Genomic DNA, 17,372 nt, shown 5'->3' with positions numbered 1-17,372 from the left:
GCACGAAGCTCCACGACGACCCGACCCTGCTCGGCAAGTATTACGTCGGCCCCTATGTGGTCCTGGAGCCGGATCTCGCCTTCACCCTCGAGGGACCCTCGGGATTCGTCGGCTATCTGCTGGGGACGCTGGACACACCCGGTTTCAACGCGCGCTGCGAGGAAGAGTGGCTGAAGCCCTTGCGCAACGCCGTGCGCAACCCGGGCAACGATCTCGCCAGCTGGCATGACAGCGACTGGGTGCGGCGGTTGATCCACGTGCCCGATTTCATCTACCCGCCGGCGCTGCACGCCTTTCCGGCCCATGCCCATATCGACCTGCTGCCGGAGGCCCGCGGCCACGGCTTCGGCCGCCGCATGATGCAGTTCCTGATGGCCCGCATGGCCGCGCGCGGCGCCGAGGGCCTGCACCTTTCCGTCGCCCCCAGCAACGCCGGCGGCCAGGCCTTCTATCACAAGCTCGGTTTTCACCACGTGGCGTCCCCCGACCTGCCGCGGCACACCTATTTCATGGCGCGCAGCCTCGCCGACATCGAGCCCAACGATTCGCTCGCCGGCATGGTGCTGCATGGCTGAGATCGTGTTCGACAAGGTGGCGAAGGACTTCGGCCAGGGGCCGGTGGTGCGCGACGTCTCGCTGACCATCGCGGAGGGCGAGTTCTGCGTCTTCGTCGGCCCGTCCGGCTGCGGCAAGTCCACCTTGCTCCGCATGGTCGCCGGGCTCGAGAGCATCACCGCGGGCGAGATCCGGATCGGCGGCCGGCGCGCCAACGACATCCCGCCGGCCAGGCGCGGCGCCGCCCTGGTGTTCCAGACCTATGCGCTGTTCCCGCATATGACCGTTGCGGAGAATCTCGGCTTCGGCCTCAAGGTCCGCGGCGCGGCGAAAGCGGAGCGCGATGCCAAGGTGCTGGCGGTCGCCAAGGACCTGGAGCTGGACGCGCTGCTGGATCGGCACCCGCGCGCGCTCTCCGGCGGCCAGCGCCAGCGCGTCGCCATCGGCCGGGCCATGCTGCGCGATCCGCAGGTCTTCCTGTTCGACGAGCCGCTCTCCAACCTGGACGCGGCCTTGCGGGTGCATACCCGGTTGCAGATCGCCAGGCTGCACCAGGATACCGGCCGCAGCATGATTTACGTGACCCATGACCAGGTCGAGGCCATGACGCTCGCCGACAAGATCGTGCTCTTGAACAGCGGCGAGCGGATCGCCCGCGAGGGCAGCCTCGCCCAGGTCGGCCCGCCGATGGAGCTCTATCATCATCCGAAGACGCTGTTCGTCGCCGGATTCATCGGCGCGCCGCGGATGAATTTCATTGCCGCGCGCGTGGTCGAGGTCTTCTTCGATCGCTTGGTTGCAGAAACGGGATCCGGCCTGCGCGTCGCCGCGTCGGTCTGCGCTGACGGGGTCAGGACCGGCGATGCCGTGACCCTCGGCATTCGGCCGGAGCATGTGACGTTCGGCGACGCGCTCCCCGCCGGCATCCTCAATGTCGAACGCTTCGGCGATTCGACCTTGCTCTACCTCGATAGCGCCGAGACGAAAGAGCCAATCGTCATGCGCACCGACGGAGCGACCCGGCTGAAGCGGGGCGATGTCGTCTCGCTCGGCCTCCCGGAGCAGCATGTGCATGTGTTCGATGCCGAAGAGCGCGCGCTGACCCGCTCGGTCGATCCGCTCGCCTAGATTCCCCAATACCGACCCGCAACGCGCGGACTTCGACCTCATTGCATCCTCCGCAACCATAACCTACGGTTGTCGAACAGCTTGAAGGAGGGCGGTATGTCCACGGTGCGATTTTCGGCATATCCGGCGGCAGCAAGCCTCTCCGCCCTCATCTCGGGCTGCTCCTCCTGGTCGAAGGAGCCCGCGACACATCCGTTTCAATCCGAGTTCAAACCGATTGATCTGGTCGCCCTCCTCGATCCGGCCGGGACCACTCCATTGTTCAGCGCGAACGGCACGACGCTCGACGAGGGGCAGCGGATCGACTTGGCTTTCCAGCGATATCACGCGATCAGCGACGGTAAGCCGCCCGAGGCGCAAGCGGCGGCGCGTGACCAGATCCAAGAACGCCTGATCGGCGCTTCCAACCAGCTTTGTCTCGAGTATCAGCAACAGATGGCGTCACGCGAGTTCAATGCCGGCGCGCTCGCCCCGACGGACGCAGGCGAGCTGCTTTCCGGCGGCGCGCCGCAGAGCCTAACCGGCATCGTCGCAAGCACGAGCGGACTGCGTGCTGAATTCAACCAGGATTACCTGCATGCGCAGCTCCTGGCGATCGTGTTCGAAGGGATCCAGTCCCGGCGCCAGACCGACTACGAGGGGATCCTGCAGAAACGGCAGCCCCAAGGCGGCGAGGAGTATTCGATCGAGATGGCGGTCAAGGACGCAATCGCCTATCACGCCGACTGCAGCCTGGGCGCGGGGATGCAGGAACTCAGCGCCTCGGTGAAGATAGCCAAGGATCCAGGGCTCGATCAGTTGGTGAAGGCGTTCCTGAAGGTCGACCGCCTGCGCGACGCTATGAACCAGGGCGAGCGCAACGTTGCGGACGATCCCGACGACCCCCTCGGCGCGATCGAACCGGTGATGATGTCGGTTGGAGACACGCTGCGTGACTTCATGGATCAACTCGGCCACATCGGTCGCTGGCCGCCAGGGGATGCGTATTCCGACGCCTTCTTCCTCAAGGCCGCAGCACGTCTTCAGATGGCCATGGACCAACTTGCGCAGTGCCACGACCGGGCTGTGGAATGGGCGATCGCGACTGCCCCGGCGCGGTCCGATCTCGCCAAGGCGAAGGATGAGGCCGATAAGGCGGCGAAACAGGCCGCTCTGGAGATCAGGCTGCGCGAGGGCCGCCCGCTGGCACGCGAGATGAGAGGTGTCGGGACTTCGATACGGAACGACTTGAAGTGGCTGCTCGGCCGGGTCGAGGCCGCCGAAATATCCGCGGCCACGACCCATAGCGCGACAATGCAAGCCGCTGTGCTGGACCAGACGCTCCGGGATTTCGAGAAGTGGGCTCTGGCCCCAAGACCGGCTTGCGTGACGAAGTAGCGCGGGTCAGCCGCCTTGCATCTTCGGCAGCAGGATGACTTCGCTGTCGGGTTTCAAGGGGGTGAGCCAGCCGTCGCGGAAGATGATGCCGTCGACCGAGACCGAGACGCCGCGCTTCAATTGGGGCTGCAGGCCCGGATAGGTCTCGCCTAGCCGGGCCAGCAGGTCCTTCACATTCGTGGCCTCGATCTCGAGGTTGGATTCGCCGCCCGTATGGGGTTTCAGCGAGCTCCAGACGATGACCTTGGCCACTCGGCAGTTACTCCGCCGCCTTCTTCATCGCCGCCTGCTTCTCCAGAGCCGCGAGCAGCTTCGGCGGAGAGATCGGCGTTTCGCACATCCGCACCCCGACCGCGGCCGAGACCGAGTTGGCGACGGCGGCGAGCGGCGGGACGATCGAGGTCTCGCCGACGCCGCGGACGCCATAGGGATGGCCTGGGTTCGGGATTTCCAGGATGACGGTGTCGATCATCGGCAGGTCCGAACAGACCGGGATGCGGTAGTCGAGGAAACCCGCATTCTGCAACCGCCCGTCCTTGCCGTAGATATATTCCTCGTTCAGGGCCCAGCCGATGCCCTGCACGGCACCGCCCTGGAACTGGCCTTCGACGTAGGAGGGATGCACCGCCTTGCCCGCGTCCTGCAGCACGGTGTAGCGCAGGATCTTGGTGAAGCCGGTCTCGGGATCGACTTCGCTGTCGCAGATATGCGTGGCGAAGCTGACGCCCGCACCATCGGCGCTGTACTCGTGGTGGCCGGCGATCGGGCCGCCCGTGGAGGGCGCCTGGGCCGCGATCTCCTTCAAGGACATCGGTGGGAAGTTGCCGGCATTGCCGCCGGCGGGCTTCGCATGCCCGTTCTCCCAGGTGACCGCGTCCTCCGGGATGCCCCAGATCTGCGCCGCGCGGGCGCAGAGCTTCTTGATCGCGTCGCGCGCGGCCAGGATGCAGGCCATGCCCGTGGCGAAGGTGGTGCGGCTGCCGTCGGTCACGTCGTTGTAGCCGAGCGTGCCGGTGTCGGCGACCACCGCGCGCACCTTGTCATAAGGAATGCCGAGCTCTTCCGCGGTCATCAGGCACATCGACGCGCGCGAGCCGCCGATGTCCGGCGAGCCCACCGTCACGCCCACGGTCCCGTCGACACCGATGTTCATGGTGACGCAGGACTGGCCGCCGAAGTTGAACCAGAAGCCGCAGGCCATGCCGCGTCCCTGGTTCTTGCCCAAGGGCGCCTTGAAATGCGGATGCTCGCGGGCCTTCTGCAAGGTCGCCAGCAATCCGATCGGGCCATAGGTCGGGCCGTAGGAGGAATGGGTGCCTTCGCGCGCCGCATTCTTGATGCGGAAGTCGATCGGCTCCATGCCCACCTTATGCGCCAGCTCCTCGATCACGCTCTCGACCGCGAAATTGGCCATCGGCGCACCGGGTGCCCGATACGCCGCCTGCTTCGGCCGGTTGCAGACCACGTCGAAACCGACCGCGCGGACGTTTTCGAGATCGTATTGCGCGAAGGCGGTCATCGCGCCGAACTCCACCGGCGAGCCGGCGAAGGCACCGCCCTGGTAGCGGAGCGTGGCGTCGCCGGCCACGATGCGGCCGTCCTTGGTGCAGCCGATCTTCACGTCGATCGACGAGCTGGAGGTGGGGCCGGTGGCCTTGAAGACTTCCTCGCGGCTCATCACCACCTTGACCGGCCGGTTCGCCTTGCGTGACAGCGCCAGTGCGATCGGCTCGATGAAGACCGTGGTCTTGCCGCCGAAGCCGCCGCCGATCTCGGAGGCGGTGACGCGCAGCTTGGAGAAGTCCATGCCGAGCAGGCGCGCACAGGTGTCACGCACCATGAAATGGCCCTGGGTGCAGACCCAGAGCTCGCCCTGGCCGTCGGGACCGACATTGGCCAGGCAGGCATGCGGCTCGATATAGCCCTGATGCGTCGCCTCGGTCTTGAAGCTGCGCTCGAGGATGATGTCGGCCTTCTTGAAGCCGGCCTCGACATCGCCATGGCCGAACTCGTAGCGGCGCACGATGTTGGAGGGCTTCTTCGGCTTCGGATCCATGCCGTCGGTGATCATCTTCGGATAGAGCAGCGGCGCATTGGGCTTCATCGCCTCATCGACGTCGGTGACGTGCGGCAGCACCTCGTAGTCGACCTTGATGAGCTTCAGCGCCTGCTTGGCGATCGAGGCGCTGGTCGCGGCGACCGCGGCGACCGCATGGCCCTCGTAGAGCGCCTTCTCGCGCGCCATGACGTTGACCAGCACGTCATAGAGCATCGCGTCGCCGTCGGTCTTGTCCGGCAGGTCGGCGGCGGTGACGACGGCTTTGACACCGGCGAGCTTCAGCGCCTTGGAGGCGTCGATGCTCTTGATCCTGGCATGAGCATGCGGCGAGCGCAGGATGCGCCCGACCAGCATGCCCGGAGCCACGGCATCGGCACCGAACTTGGCGCGGCCGGTGACCTTGTCGACACCGTCCGGCCGGTTCGGCCGCGTGCCGACGACTTTGTACTTGCGGGTCTGGGATTCAGCGTGATCGAGCGGCATGTTCAGGCCCTCCGCATTTCGGCGGCCGTATCCATCACGGCGCGCACGATCTTGTCATAGCCCGTGCAGCGGCAGAGATTGCCGGCCAGGGCGAAACGGACTTCGGTCTCGGTCGGTTTCGGGTTGTGGTCGAGCAGCGACTTCGCGGCGACCAGGAAGCCTGGCGTGCAGATGCCGCACTGGAGTGCCGCATGCTCGATGAACTTCTTCTGCAAGGGATGCAGCTTGTCGCCCTGCGCCATGCCTTCGATCGTATCGATCTTGTGGCCGTCGGCCTCGGCGCCGAGCACCAGGCAGGAGCAGGTCAGGCGACCGTCGATGGTGACGCTGCAGGCGCCGCAATCGCCGGTGCTGCAGCCTTCCTTGGCGCCGGTCAGGCCCAAGCGGTTGCGCAGCACGTCGAGCAGGGTCTCATCCGGCTCGCAGACATAATCGACGGGATCGCCGTTGATCGTGGTGGAGACTTTGACGGCAGACATTCTTACTTCCCTCCCGCGCGTTGCTGCGCGATCTTGGCCGCGCGCTTCGCCAGCACGCCGGCCACCTTGATGCGATAGTCCTTGGTGCCGCGCTTGTCGTCGATCGGCTTGCAGGCCGCCGAGCAGGCCGCGGCCAGCGCGTCCAACGCCTTGGCGTCCAATTTCGTGCCGATGATCGCCTTGGCGGCTTCCGGCACCAGGAGCACGGTCGGCGCCACCGCGCCGAGCGACACGCGCGCGGCCTTGACCACGCCCTTGGCATCCAACGTGAGGCTCACCCCGACGCCGACCACCGCGATGTCCATCTCGGTGCGGGGGATGAAGCGGAGATAGGCGTCGCCGGACTTCGGCGGCCGCTTCGGGAGCAGGATCGATTCGATGATCTCGCCCTTCTTCAGCGAGGTCTTGCCGGGTCCGACCGGCACCTGCTCGACGGGGATCGTCCGCTTGCCCTTCGGGCCGGCGATCACCACCTTGGCAGCCGCGGCGACCAGGGCCGGGACGCTGTCGGCGGCCGGCGAGGCATTGCAGAGATTGCCGGTCATGGTGCAGCGGCCCTGGACCTGCTTGGAGCCGATCAGGTTCGCCGCCTCGACCACGCCGGGCCAGGCCTTCTTCAGGGCGGCATTCTCGCCCAGCTCGGCGCCGGTCACCGCCGCGCCGATCTTGAAGCCGGTCGCGGTCTTCGCGATGGTCCTGGTGCTGGCGATGCGCTTGATATCGACGATCAGGTCCGGCTCGATGAAGCCGGTGCGGAGGCGGACCAAGAGGTCGGTGCCGCCGGCCAGCACGTAGGCCGAGCCCTTTTCTTTGGCAAGCAGCTGCGATGCGGCCTGCAACGTGGTCGGACGCTCATATCTCATTTTTTCATTCCCACTCCCTTGGAACGGTCCCGATCTAAACCTTCCCGGACCTTAAGCACAAGAGCCCAACCTATTGTGGCTCCATGAAACTGCGCCCCATTCGCAATGGTTCGGCCAAGGCCTGGACCGGGGCCTGTGGACAAGTCGCGGCAACCGAGGCTTCCTTAGCCGGTTGATTTCGGTTCGAAACGCGCAAAATCCGGTCCATGGCCCAGAAAAAGCTCACGAAATACCGCGAGATGCGGGACTTCGAAAAAACCGCCGAGCCGAGCGGCTCGGAGGGCCTGGTCGCGAAGTCGAACCGGCTGCGCTACGTGATCCAGAAGCATGCCGCGACCCGACTGCACTATGACTTCCGGCTGGAGCTGGACGGGGTCTTCAAGTCCTGGGCGGTGACCCGCGGGCCTTCCAACGATCCGGCCGACAAGCGCCTCGCGGTCGAGACCGAGGACCACCCGCTGGAATACGGCGATTTCGAAGGGATTATCCCCAAGGGCCAGTATGGCGGCGGCACGGTCCAGCTCTGGGACCGCGGCTATTGGGCGCCGGAAGGCGACAAGTCGCCAGAAGAAATGATCAAGAAGGGCGACTTCAAGTTCACGCTCGACGGCGAGCGGCTGAAAGGCTCCTGGGTGCTGGTGCGGATGAAGTTCGACCGGACCGGCGGCAAGCGCACCAATTGGCTCTTGATCAAGCACCGCGACAAATACGCCAAGGAAGGCGGCGCCGAGAAGCTGCTGGCGCTGGACAAGTCGATCGCCTCCGGCCGCAAGCTGGAGCAGATCGCCGCCGGCAAGGGCAAGGCGCCCAAGCCCTTCATGCTGAAGAAGACCCAGGCCTTGAAGATCACCGCCGCCGCGGTCTGGGACAGCTCGCATCAGAAGGAAGAGAAGGCGCTCAGGAAGAAGATCGCGAAGGCGGCGCCGAAGCGGCGAGCGGGAGCTATGCCGGATTTCGTCGAGCCGCAGCTGGCGCAGGTGATCGACCATCCGCCGGGCGGCGAGGGCTGGATCCACGAGTTGAAGTTCGACGGCTATCGCATGCAGCTTCGGGTCGAGGACGGCGAGGCGCGGCTGCGCACCCGCAAGGGCCTCGACTGGACCGACAAGTTTCCGGAAATCGCCGAAGCCGCGGCCGCGGGCTTGCGCGACGGCATCTATGACGGCGAGGTCTGTGCCCTCGAGGAGAGTGGCGCTTCGAATTTCTCCGCGCTGCAGGCCGCGCTGTCGGACGGCAAGACCGATCGGCTGATCTTCTTCGCCTTCGATGCCCTGTTCATCGCCGGTGAAGACCTGCGCAAGGAGAGCCAGCTCGAACGCAAGGCACGGCTGAAGGACGAAATGGCCGGATTGAAGGGCGCTGCCGCGGGCGTCATCAAGTATGTCGATCACGTCGAGGGTAATGGCAAGGCGGTCTGGGACCAGGTCGTGAAGCTGGGCCTCGAGGGGCTGATCTCGAAGCGCGCCAACGCGCCCTATCGCGGCGGCCGCGGCCATGGCTGGGTGAAATCCAAGGCGCGGCCCGGGCATGAGGTGGTGATCGGCGCCTGGTGGGGCGACCAGACCCATCTCCGCTCGCTGCTGGTCGGTGTCCGCAAGGGCGGCAAGCTGGTCTATGTCGGGAAAGTGGGGACCGGCTACAGCGCCGCAAAGGTAAAGCGCGTCCTGCCGAAGATCCGGGCTCTGAAGACCGACCAGAGCCCGTTCACCGGGCCCAATGCGCCGCGCTATGCCAGCGGCATCAACTGGGTGAAGCCGGAGCTGGTGGCCGAGATCGAGTTCGCCAACTGGACCGCCGACGGCATGGTCCGCCAGGCCGCCTTTAAGGACCTCCGGACCGACAAGCCCGCGGTAGAAGTCAAAGCCGAAAAACCCGCCGACCCCGAGGAGGTGGATGTCGAAATGCCCCAGCCCCGTTCGACGTCCAAGAGAACCACCGGGAAGGCCAGCGGCAAGCCGGAAGTCATGGGCGTCAAGATCAGCAATCCGAACAAGGAGATGTGGCCTGGCGTCACCAAGCTGGACCTGGCTCATTATTATGAGGAGGTCGGCGCCTGGCTGCTGCCGCATATCAAGGGCATCCCCTGCTCCATCGTCCGGGCGCCGGACGGCTATAAGAAGGAGCAGTTCTTTCAGCGCCATTCCATGATGGGCCAATCGAAACTGATCGATGAGATGAAGGTTTCCGGCGACCGGAAGCCCTATGTCGTCATCAACCGGGTCGAGGGCCTGGTCGCCGCAGCCCAGATCGGCGGGCTGGAGCTGCATCCCTGGAACTGCCTGCCCGACCAGCCGGACCGGCCGGGGCGGCTGGTCTTCGACCTCGATCCGGGGCCGGATGTCGACTTCGCCGAGGTCATCGCCGCGACCAAGGTGTTCAAGGAATGGCTGGAGGCCCTGGGCCTGGTGCCCTTCTGCAAGACCACCGGCGGCAAGGGCCTCCATGTCGTGGTGCCCCTGGCGCCCGGCAAGACCAAGGTCACCTGGCCGGAGGCGAAGGACTTCTGCCGCGAGCTCTGCGAGCGGATCGCCGCCGACGCACCGGACAAGTACGTGGTCAACATGGCAAAGGCGAAGCGGAAGGGCCGGATCTTCCTGGACTATCTGCGCAATGACCGGATGTCGACCGCGGTCGCACCGCTCTCGACCCGGGCGCGCGAGGGGGCGACCGTCGCGATGCCGCTCAATTGGCCGCAGGTGAAGGCCGGGCTCGACCCGAAGAAATACACGATCGAGACGGCCTGGACCGCCTTGAAGAAGTCGAGGGCCTGGAGCGACTATGCGAAGAGTGCCAAGCCGCTGCAGACCGCGCTGGAACGCATGAAGAAGAGTCGAGGGAGATAACGATGGCGCTGAGACCGACGTGGCGGGGGCACTTGCGTCTCGCTCTGGTGAGCTGCCCGGTGCGGTTGACGCCGGCCACCACCAGCAGTTCGAACATCCGCTTCCACAAGCTGAACAAGAAGACCGGCAACCGCCTCAGACAGCAGATGATCGATGCCGAGACCGGCAAGGTGGTCGAGCGCGACGAGACCATCATGGGCTACGAGTTCGAGAAGGGTAAATACGTCAAGGTCGAGCCCGAGGAGATCGAGGCGCTGAAGATCGAGAGCTCCGAGATCATCACCATCGAGCGCGTGGTGCCGGCGGCCGACGTCGATCCGCTGTTCCTGGAGAATCCGTACATCGTCGAGCCGGACGACAAGAGCGGCCTCGACATCTTCGCGACCATTCGTGAGGCACTGAAAGCCAAGGAAGTGGTCGGGATCGGCCGCCTGGTCCTGGCGCGGCGCGAGCATCCCGTGATGGTGCAGCCGCGCGGCAAGGGCTTCATGCTGGTGACCTTGCACGATCCGGACGAGGTGCGCCTGCCGGAAGAAATCTTCGACGACATCAAGGACGTGAAGGTCGACAAGCAGAACCTCGCCCTGGCCGAGACCCTGGTCGAGCGGATGGAGGGTGAGTTCGACCTGAAGATGTTCGAGGACCGCTACCAGGCCGCGCTCCGCGACATGGTCGAAGCCAAGATGAAGGGCAAGAAGATAACCGCGCCCACCGAGGTCGAGCGGCCCTCCAACGTGGTCAACCTGTTCGAAGCCCTGAAGGCCAGCGTCGCCGCCGAGAAGGGCGGCGGCAAGGCCGCGGCCAAGAAGGCTGCGCCCAAGGCGGCGGCGAAGAAGACGGCGCAGCGCAAGCGGGCTTGAGGTGCCTCCGAGGAAAGATGCCCGGGCCAAGCCCGGGCATGACGAAGTTGGATAGATTCGTCACCCGCGGGCTTGACCCGCGGGTCTCTCGCCGAACCTTCTACCCCAGGTTCTTCTTCAAGAACGCCAACGTCCTGCCCCAGGCGAGGTCGGCTGCGTCTTTGTTGTAGCGGGCTTCGTTGGTGTCGTTGTTGAAGGCGTGGTTGGCGCCTTCATACATATGCAGCTCGAAGCTCTTGCCGTTGGCCTTCAGCGCCGCTTCATAGCCCGCGATGCCCTTGTTCACGTTCTCGTCGATGCCGGCATAATGCAGCAGCAGCGGCGCCTGGATCGCCGCGGCCTTGTCGTCGCTCGGCTGGCGGCCGTAATAGGCGACGGCGGCGTTGAGTGTCGGGTCGGCGACCGCGAGATTGTTCGTCGCCGCGCCACCCCAGCAGAAGCCGACCGCGCCGACCTTGCCGTTGGAATCCGGGCGGGCCCGCACCGCGGCGACCACGGCAGTCAACTGCGCGGCGACGTCCTCGGGCTTCAGCTGGCCGATCAGCTCGCGCGCCTTCTCTTCGTCCGCCGGGGTGCCGCCCAGCGGAGTCAGCATATCGACGCCGACCGCGAGATAGCCTTCGGTGGCGAGCCGGCGGGTCACGTCCTTGATATGTGGGTTGAGGCCGCGGTTCTCGTGGATCACCACCACGGTCGGGAACTTGTCGCCAGTCGCGGGTTTCGCGACATAGGTGCTGATGCCGGCGGTGGTGACGGTCTCGGTCTTGATCCGGCTGTCGCTCTCCGGGACGGTCTCCGCCAGCGCGTAGTTGTTCTGCAGCAGCGGCAGTATGGCGGAGGCCGCAGCCGTGCCGCCGGCGAGCACGGCCAAGCGATCGAGAAAGCTGCGGCGGCTGATATGACCATGGGTGTAGCGGTCATAGAGGTCGATGATGGTCTGCTTCATCCTCGGCACTCCCACAAATTCCCTGAAGACAGGTATCTTGCCAAGCGCGGCGCGAACTACCGAACACATTGGCGTGATGGGGAGATTCGACATCGCCATGAAATCAATCGGCGCATTGGTCGGGTAACGCCGGCACGCCTTCGGAAACATGTGGTTAGAGCCCGACGGTTCCAAATGGCGCGGCCTCCGATGCACGGGCCGCTGCAGGCGAAACCAAGTGCGCTCGAAGATCGAATTGTCTGCGACACCAAACGGATCGGAGAATTCCCCATGCTCAGCCGGCGATGGCTTCTGACGGGCGGCGTGTTTGGCGCGGCGGCCCTGGCGGCGCACCGTTTCCTGCGGCCCGGCGCACCGCAGGCCGAGGAGATCTTCGCGGTCATGCACAGCGACGCCGAATGGCGGGCGCGGCTGAGCGCCGAGCAATACGCCGTGCTGCGCCAGGAGGGCACCGAGCGGCCCTTCACCAGCCCGCTGCTGGAGGAGCATCGCCAGGGCGTCTTTGGCTGCGCCGGCTGCGGCCTCGAGCTCTTCGCCTCGGAGACCAAGTTCGACAGCGGCACCGGCTGGCCGAGTTTCTGGAAGCCGCTCGACCATGCGGTCGGGGAAACCAGCGACACCAGCTTCATGATGGTGCGGACCGCGGTCCACTGCGCGCAATGCGGCGGCCATCTCGGCCATGTCTTCGACGACGGGCCGCCGCCGACCGGCTTGCGCTACTGCATGAACGGTGTCGCTATGACCTTCACGCCGACAGCCGCCTAGGAGAACGACGATGACCCATTGGAAGAAGCTGCTGCCGCAGACCGGCGCCGTGCTGCTCCTGACAGGCGCGATCGCCGCCGCGGCCCTCGGCCTGAAGGGGACGCCATCCAGCGCCGAGGAAGCGAAGGTGATACCTGCGCCGCTCATCGACGTGGATGCCAGCGCGTCGCCGGTCGCGACCGAGACCGCGGTCTTCGCGGGTGGCTGCTTCTGGGGCGTGCAGGGTGTGTTCCAGCATGTCGCAGGCGTCACCAGGGCGGTCTCCGGCTATGCCGGCGGCGCCGCGGAGACGGCGCAATACGCGATGGTGGGCAGCGGCGAGACCGGCCATGCGGAATCGGTGCAGGTGACCTACGACCCGCACCAGATCAGCTATGGCGCCCTGCTGCAGATCTACTTCTCGGTGGCGCATGACCCGACGCAGTTGAACTACCAGGGTCCGGATATGGGGCCGCAATACCGCTCGACCATCTTCCCGGCCAGCCCCGAGCAGGCGAGGGTCGCGGCGGCCTATATCAAGCAACTGAACGAGGCGAAGGTCTTCGGCAACGACATCGTCACCACGATCGAGGAAGGCAAGGCCTTCTATCCGGCCGAGGATTATCACCAGGACTACCTGACCCTGCACCCGAACCAGCCCTATATCGTGATCAACGACCTGCCGAAGGTCCGCGACCTTGAGCGGCTCTACCCCGAACGTTGGCGCGAGCAGCCGGTGCTGGTGATGGCGGGGCAGTGATCTCAGCCACCGCGCCCGGCCCGCAATCATCGGGCTCTTGCCGCCGCGCCGCCCGCTGACCATATTTTGACGCCGGCAACGTGATATGCTGCCGGCGTCCGCTTCAATATGGCATGGGTTCATGGCACTCACTGAAGACAAGATCCCGGCCGCGGCGCAGCCGCAGCCCGCGGACTACGCTTTCGATCTCGACCGCACGCTCAACGCGGTGGTCGGCCTGCATTCCCTGGTGCCGGCCAACGCCTTCACGGCGGAGCCGCTCGGCACCGAGCGCGCCGGCAACGGCGTCGTGATCGAGAACGGGCTGGTCCTGACCATCGGCTACCTGGTCATGGAGGCCGAGACGGTCTGGATCCACCGCAACGGCGGCAGTGCGATCGAGGGCCATGTGCTCGGCGTCGATTACGAGACCGGCTTCGGCCTGGTGCAGCCGCTCGGCCGGCTCGACCTGCCGGCGCTCAAGCTCGGCAGCTCCGCAACGACCGAGCTCGGCAGCCGCGTCGTCACCGGCGGCGCCGGCGGCCGCGCGCATTCGCTGGCCGGCAACCTGATCGCCCGCGAGCCCTTCGCCGGCTATTGGGAATACGCATTGGACGAAGCCTTCTTCGTGGCGCCCGCCCACCCCAATTGGGGCGGCACCGCGCTGATCTCGGAGCAGGGCGACCTGATCGGCATCGGCTCGCTGCAGGTCGAAAGCAGCGCCGCAAACAGCAAGGCCCGCCATCTCAACATGATGGTGCCGATCGACCTCCTGAAGCCGGCGCTGCCGGATTTGACGGCCTATGGCCGCGTCAACAAACCGGCCCGGCCCTGGCTCGGGCTCTACGCGACGGAGATCGACGGCAACGTGGTGGTCGCCGGCCTGGCGTCGAAAGGCCCCGCCGACAAGGCCGAGCTCAAGGTCGGCGACGTCATCCTCGCGGTCAAGGGTGAGGCGGTGACGACCCTGTTCGAGCTCTACCACAAGCTCTGGGCCCTGGGCACCGCCGGGGTGGACGTGCCGCTGACCCTGAAGAGCCGCGGCGTAACCTTCGACGTCACGCTGAAATCGGTGGACCGGGCGAAGATGATGCGGGCGCCGAAGCTGCACTAGGACGGCGCGCTGTAACCTTTCTTTGTCCCCGGCGTACTACCTATCGGTCATTGCGCCCCGGCCGGCTGCGCGCCATATGATCTTGCGAACCCCAAGCCTCGGAGCCATCCATGCCCGAATACCGGAAGACGGCGGAAGCCGTTGCGAAACTGACCCCGGAGCAGTACCGGGTGACCCAGCAGAGCGGAACCGAATATCCCGGGACCGGACCGCTGCTGCACAATAAAGAACCCGGAATCTATGTGGATATCGTCTCGGGCGAGCCGCTGTTCGCCTCGGCGGACAAGTTCGATTCCCATTGCGGCTGGCCGAGCTTCACCAAGCCGATCGAGCCGGCCAATGTGCAGGAGCTCAGCGACACCACCCATGGCATGGTGCGAACCGAGGTGCGCTCCAAGCACGGCGACAGCCATCTTGGCCATGTCTTCAACGACGGGCCTAGGGATCGCGGCGGCTTGCGCTACTGCATCAATTCGGCTTCGCTGCGCTTCATCCATCGCGACCGGATGGAGGCGGAGGGCTACGGGGCCTATCTCAACCAGGTGGAGGAAGTGCGATGACCAACCTTGGAAAGACTGAACGCGCGGTTCTGGCCGGCGGCTGCTTCTGGGGCATGCAGGATCTCATCCGCCGCCAGGAGGGTATCATCGGCACGCGGGTCGGCTATACCGGCGGCGACGTGCCCAATGCCACCTACCGCAACCACGGCAGCCATGCCGAGGCGATCGAGATCGTCTTTGATCCGGCGAAGACCAGCTTCCGGCGGCTGCTGGAATTCTTCTTCCAGATCCATGACCCGACCACGCTCAACCGCCAGGGCAATGACCGCGGCACCAGCTACCGCTCGGCGATCTACTACACCAGCCCGGAGCAGAAGCAGGTCGCCGACGATACCATAGCCGACGTCAACGCCTCGGGCCTCTGGCCGGGCAAGGTGGTGACCGAGGTGGCCCCGGTGGGACCGTTCTGGGAAGCCGAGCCCGAGCACCAGGACTACCTGGAGCGCTATCCCAGCGGCTATACCTGCCACTTCATCCGCCCCGACTGGAAGCTGCCCGAGCGGAAAAAGACCCAGGCCGCGCAGTAGGTCCGCGACGGCCGCCGAAAAGCGGTTCCACGGCTTCCGCCCCCTCCTCTATAGTGGCGAAAGTCGTGGAGCCTTTACGCATCAATGAATCCGAGACCCGACCCAAATCCGCGCGTGCTGTTCGTCGAGGATGACAAGGCCATCATGAGCGTGATGGTCCGTTACCTCGGCGCATCCGGCTACACGGTGGAGCCGGTCGAGAGCGTCGATGCGGCGCTGCGCGCTTTCTCCGAATCCCGGCCCGACATCATCGTCACCGACATCTTCTTTGCCGGCGGCGGCGACGGCTTTGCCCTGATCGAGCAGGTTCGCGCCCGGAATTCCGACCTGCCGATCATCGCCATCTCCGGCGGTCGCGCCGGCTTCGACGTGCTGGCGCAGGCGGCGAAACTCGGCGCCAGTGCGACGATTGAGAAGCCGTTCAGCGCCGCCTATCTGGTCGACACCATCGACCGCTGCCTCGAAGCGGCACCCTTGCGCGCTACTGATTGAGCGGCACCACCGAGATCGAGTTGAAGGGCGAGCCTTCGACGATCTTGGTCGAGGTGACGAGATAGACCAGGACGTTCTTGGTCCTGTCGTGGAAGCGCGTCACCTGCAGCGACTTGAAGACCGCCGAGGTGCGCTCGGAGAACACCACCTCGCCGTCCTCGCTCTCGTCGATCTTGCCGATGATCCTGAGCGGCCCGACCGCGCGGCAGGCGATCGAGAAGCGGCTCGGGTCCTCGGCCAGGCCCACCGCCCCGCTGATGCCGCCGGTCTCGGCGCGGCTGATGTAGCAGGCGGCATTCTCCACCTTGGGATCGTCATAGCGGTCCACCACCACCTTGTCGTTCGGCCCGACCCAGCGGAAGGTGGTCGAAGTCGCGCCGATCCGCTCCTGCGCAGCGGCCGAACCGGCACCCATCAGCAGGGCCATGCCGAGGATGGCGAATAGGAAAGACAGGCGGTGTGCGGTCACGCGGGGACTCCTTGGCGAAATGGCGTCGGGTGGTTGCCGACATAGATAGGTGCCGCCGGCGTCCTGACCAGAGGCAGAGATCATCGCCGCGGTTTCCGCGACCGGGAACCAGGCCCGCGCTTGACCGCGGGCGGCGCGGCGATCTCGCGCAGCAGCCAGTCGCGGAACTGCGCCTCGATCGAGCCCTTGGCGAGGCCGCGGCGGCTCACCAGGAAATAGGCGAACTGCTTCGGCCCGCGCAGCACCAGGTCGAACGGCTTGATCAGGCGCCCGGCCGCGAGGTCGTCGCCGATCAGGGTGGAATCGCCGAGCGCGATGCCCTGGCCCTCGATCGCCGCCTGGATCGCCAGCGCGGAATGGACGAAGCGCACGGTGCGTCCGCGCCGCACGCCTTTGAGGTTCGCGGCGTCGAGCCAGGTCTCCCAGTTCGGCCAGTTGGCGCCCTGGGAATGCCAATCCACCTCCAGCAGGGTGTGGCGCAGCAGCTCGCGCGGGTCGGGCTTGCGGCGCACGCCCTGCAGCAAGGCCGGGCTGCAGACCGGCACGATATATTCGTCGCCCAGCCGGTCGACCTGATAGTCCGGAAAGGTGCCGACGCCGAACTGGATTGCGACATGGTGCTCGCGGCCCGAGAGCTCGACGATCCGGTTCTGGACGTCGATGAAGACGTCGATCTCCGGCACCTGGGCGAGGAAGCGATCGAGCCGCGGCACCAGCCATTTCGAGGCGAAGGACGGCGCGACGCTGACCCGGAGGCTCGGCTTGGTGGGCTTCAGCTGGGCCATCGCCTCGGCGATGTCCTCTAAGGCGCCATCGACCGCCTTCTTCAGGATCTCGCCCGAGGCGGTGAGCCGGACCGCGCGGGCGGTGCGGTGGAACAGCTTCACGCCGAGCTGCTCCTCGAGCTCGCGGATCTGGTGGCTGACCGCCGCCTGCGTCACGCCGAGCTCGTCGGCCGCCGCCGTGAAGCTCTGCCAGCGCGCCGCCGCCGCGAAAGAAGGCAGCGCGCCAAATCCCCGTATCGGCCGACTCATGCTCTCACCGTTTTGCCGCGCGGCTGAACCTAGCAGCAATGCTTGCGGCGCAGAAGAGCGGCGCCTTCGAGCCCAAATCGCATTCATGGCACCTGCAAAA

General features: G+C 65.9%; 18 protein-coding genes. 11 read left to right on the top strand and 7 right to left on the bottom strand.

Annotation, left to right across the window (positions count from 1 at the left end; genetic code table 11):
- Window positions 1-56 precede the first annotated feature (56 nt).
- From ACYQ4T_RS00740 to ACYQ4T_RS00730, 3 genes are all read left to right on the top strand, one after another.
- Window positions 57-575, top strand: coding sequence for a GNAT family N-acetyltransferase (locus ACYQ4T_RS00740; RefSeq protein WP_459852010.1), 519 nt, complete (start codon window positions 57-59; stop codon window positions 573-575).
- Window positions 568-1,683, top strand: coding sequence for an ABC transporter ATP-binding protein (locus tag ACYQ4T_RS00735; protein ID WP_459849929.1), 1,116 nt, complete (start codon window positions 568-570; stop codon window positions 1,681-1,683). Before ACYQ4T_RS00740 ends, ACYQ4T_RS00735 begins: the two co-directional genes overlap by 8 nt.
- Before the next feature lie 96 nt (window positions 1,684-1,779).
- Entirely contained in the window at window positions 1,780-3,060 is a 1,281-nt protein-coding gene (locus ACYQ4T_RS00730) for a hypothetical protein (RefSeq protein WP_459849927.1), read from the top strand.
- Between the two features lie 6 nt (window positions 3,061-3,066).
- Here ACYQ4T_RS00730 and ACYQ4T_RS00725 read toward each other — a convergent pair whose 3' ends face one another.
- Genes ACYQ4T_RS00725 through ACYQ4T_RS00710 form a run of 4 tightly spaced genes read right to left on the bottom strand, consistent with a single transcriptional unit; the run spans window position 3,067 to window position 6,944 of the window.
- On the bottom strand, window positions 3,067-3,312 hold the full coding sequence (locus tag ACYQ4T_RS00725; RefSeq protein ID WP_459849925.1) for a MoaD/ThiS family protein: 246 nt from the start codon (window positions 3,310-3,312) through the stop codon (window positions 3,067-3,069).
- Window positions 3,313-3,319: 7 nt separating this feature from the next.
- Window positions 3,320-5,602, bottom strand: coding sequence for a xanthine dehydrogenase family protein molybdopterin-binding subunit (locus ACYQ4T_RS00720; protein ID WP_459849923.1), 2,283 nt, complete (start codon window positions 5,600-5,602; stop codon window positions 3,320-3,322).
- Between the two features lie 2 nt (window positions 5,603-5,604).
- Window positions 5,605-6,081, bottom strand: a complete 477-nt coding sequence (locus ACYQ4T_RS00715; RefSeq protein ID WP_459849921.1) for a (2Fe-2S)-binding protein — start codon at window positions 6,079-6,081, stop codon at window positions 5,605-5,607.
- Window positions 6,082-6,083: 2 nt separating this feature from the next.
- On the bottom strand, window positions 6,084-6,944 hold the full coding sequence (locus tag ACYQ4T_RS00710; RefSeq protein ID WP_459849919.1) for an FAD binding domain-containing protein: 861 nt from the start codon (window positions 6,942-6,944) through the stop codon (window positions 6,084-6,086).
- A 206-nt stretch (window positions 6,945-7,150) separates the two neighbouring features.
- Here ACYQ4T_RS00710 and ligD point away from each other — a divergent pair, with 206 nt between their 5' ends.
- Window positions 7,151-9,787, top strand: coding sequence for a DNA ligase D (gene ligD / locus ACYQ4T_RS00705; RefSeq protein WP_459849917.1), 2,637 nt, complete (start codon window positions 7,151-7,153; stop codon window positions 9,785-9,787).
- A 2-nt stretch (window positions 9,788-9,789) separates the two neighbouring features.
- Window positions 9,790-10,647: a non-homologous end joining protein Ku gene (ku, locus tag ACYQ4T_RS00700; RefSeq protein WP_459849916.1), complete on the top strand. Its 858-nt coding sequence runs from the start codon at window positions 9,790-9,792 to the stop codon at window positions 10,645-10,647.
- Between the two features lie 100 nt (window positions 10,648-10,747).
- On the opposite strand, the gene ACYQ4T_RS00695 is transcribed toward ku, so the two are convergent.
- Window positions 10,748-11,593 carry a dienelactone hydrolase family protein gene (locus ACYQ4T_RS00695; RefSeq protein ID WP_459849915.1) on the bottom strand — a complete coding sequence of 282 codons (846 nt, stop codon included), beginning with the start codon at window positions 11,591-11,593 and terminating at the stop codon, window positions 10,748-10,750.
- Window positions 11,594-11,863: 270 nt separating this feature from the next.
- Between ACYQ4T_RS00695 and msrB (ACYQ4T_RS00690) the strand changes: the two genes are divergently transcribed.
- From msrB (ACYQ4T_RS00690) to ACYQ4T_RS00665, 6 genes are all read left to right on the top strand, one after another.
- On the top strand, window positions 11,864-12,358 hold the full coding sequence (msrB, locus tag ACYQ4T_RS00690; protein WP_459849914.1) for a peptide-methionine (R)-S-oxide reductase MsrB: 495 nt from the start codon (window positions 11,864-11,866) through the stop codon (window positions 12,356-12,358).
- Window positions 12,359-12,368: 10 nt separating this feature from the next.
- Window positions 12,369-13,097 carry a peptide-methionine (S)-S-oxide reductase MsrA gene (msrA, locus tag ACYQ4T_RS00685; RefSeq protein WP_459849913.1) on the top strand — a complete coding sequence of 243 codons (729 nt, stop codon included), beginning with the start codon at window positions 12,369-12,371 and terminating at the stop codon, window positions 13,095-13,097.
- A 121-nt stretch (window positions 13,098-13,218) separates the two neighbouring features.
- Window positions 13,219-14,190 carry a S1C family serine protease gene (locus tag ACYQ4T_RS00680; RefSeq protein ID WP_459849911.1) on the top strand — a complete coding sequence of 324 codons (972 nt, stop codon included), beginning with the start codon at window positions 13,219-13,221 and terminating at the stop codon, window positions 14,188-14,190.
- 110 nt (window positions 14,191-14,300) lie between these two features.
- Window positions 14,301-14,750: a peptide-methionine (R)-S-oxide reductase MsrB gene (gene msrB, locus ACYQ4T_RS00675; protein WP_459849910.1), complete on the top strand. Its 450-nt coding sequence runs from the start codon at window positions 14,301-14,303 to the stop codon at window positions 14,748-14,750.
- Entirely contained in the window at window positions 14,747-15,277 is a 531-nt protein-coding gene (msrA, locus tag ACYQ4T_RS00670) for a peptide-methionine (S)-S-oxide reductase MsrA (protein WP_459849908.1), read from the top strand. The genes msrB (ACYQ4T_RS00675) and msrA (ACYQ4T_RS00670) overlap by 4 nt, the downstream gene beginning before the upstream one ends.
- A gap of 84 nt (window positions 15,278-15,361) precedes the next feature.
- Window positions 15,362-15,769 (top strand): response regulator, encoded by a 408-nt coding sequence (locus ACYQ4T_RS00665; RefSeq protein WP_459849906.1) that lies wholly within the window; start codon window positions 15,362-15,364, stop codon window positions 15,767-15,769.
- Here the strand turns inward: ACYQ4T_RS00665 and ACYQ4T_RS00660 are convergent.
- Together ACYQ4T_RS00660 and gcvA are read right to left on the bottom strand one after the other, a co-directional pair.
- Complete coding sequence (locus tag ACYQ4T_RS00660; RefSeq protein WP_459849904.1) at window positions 15,759-16,238, bottom strand: CreA family protein; 480 nt, start codon at window positions 16,236-16,238, stop codon at window positions 15,759-15,761. The two genes, ACYQ4T_RS00665 and ACYQ4T_RS00660, sit on opposite strands and share 11 nt — an antisense overlap.
- 80 nt (window positions 16,239-16,318) lie before the next feature.
- Window positions 16,319-17,272, bottom strand: coding sequence for a transcriptional regulator GcvA (gene gcvA / locus ACYQ4T_RS00655; RefSeq protein ID WP_459849902.1), 954 nt, complete (start codon window positions 17,270-17,272; stop codon window positions 16,319-16,321).
- Window positions 17,273-17,372 lie beyond the last annotated feature (100 nt).

Source organism: Dongia sp. agr-C8 (genome assembly GCF_054658695.1).
This window is presented reverse-complemented; position numbering and strand designations above follow the sequence as displayed.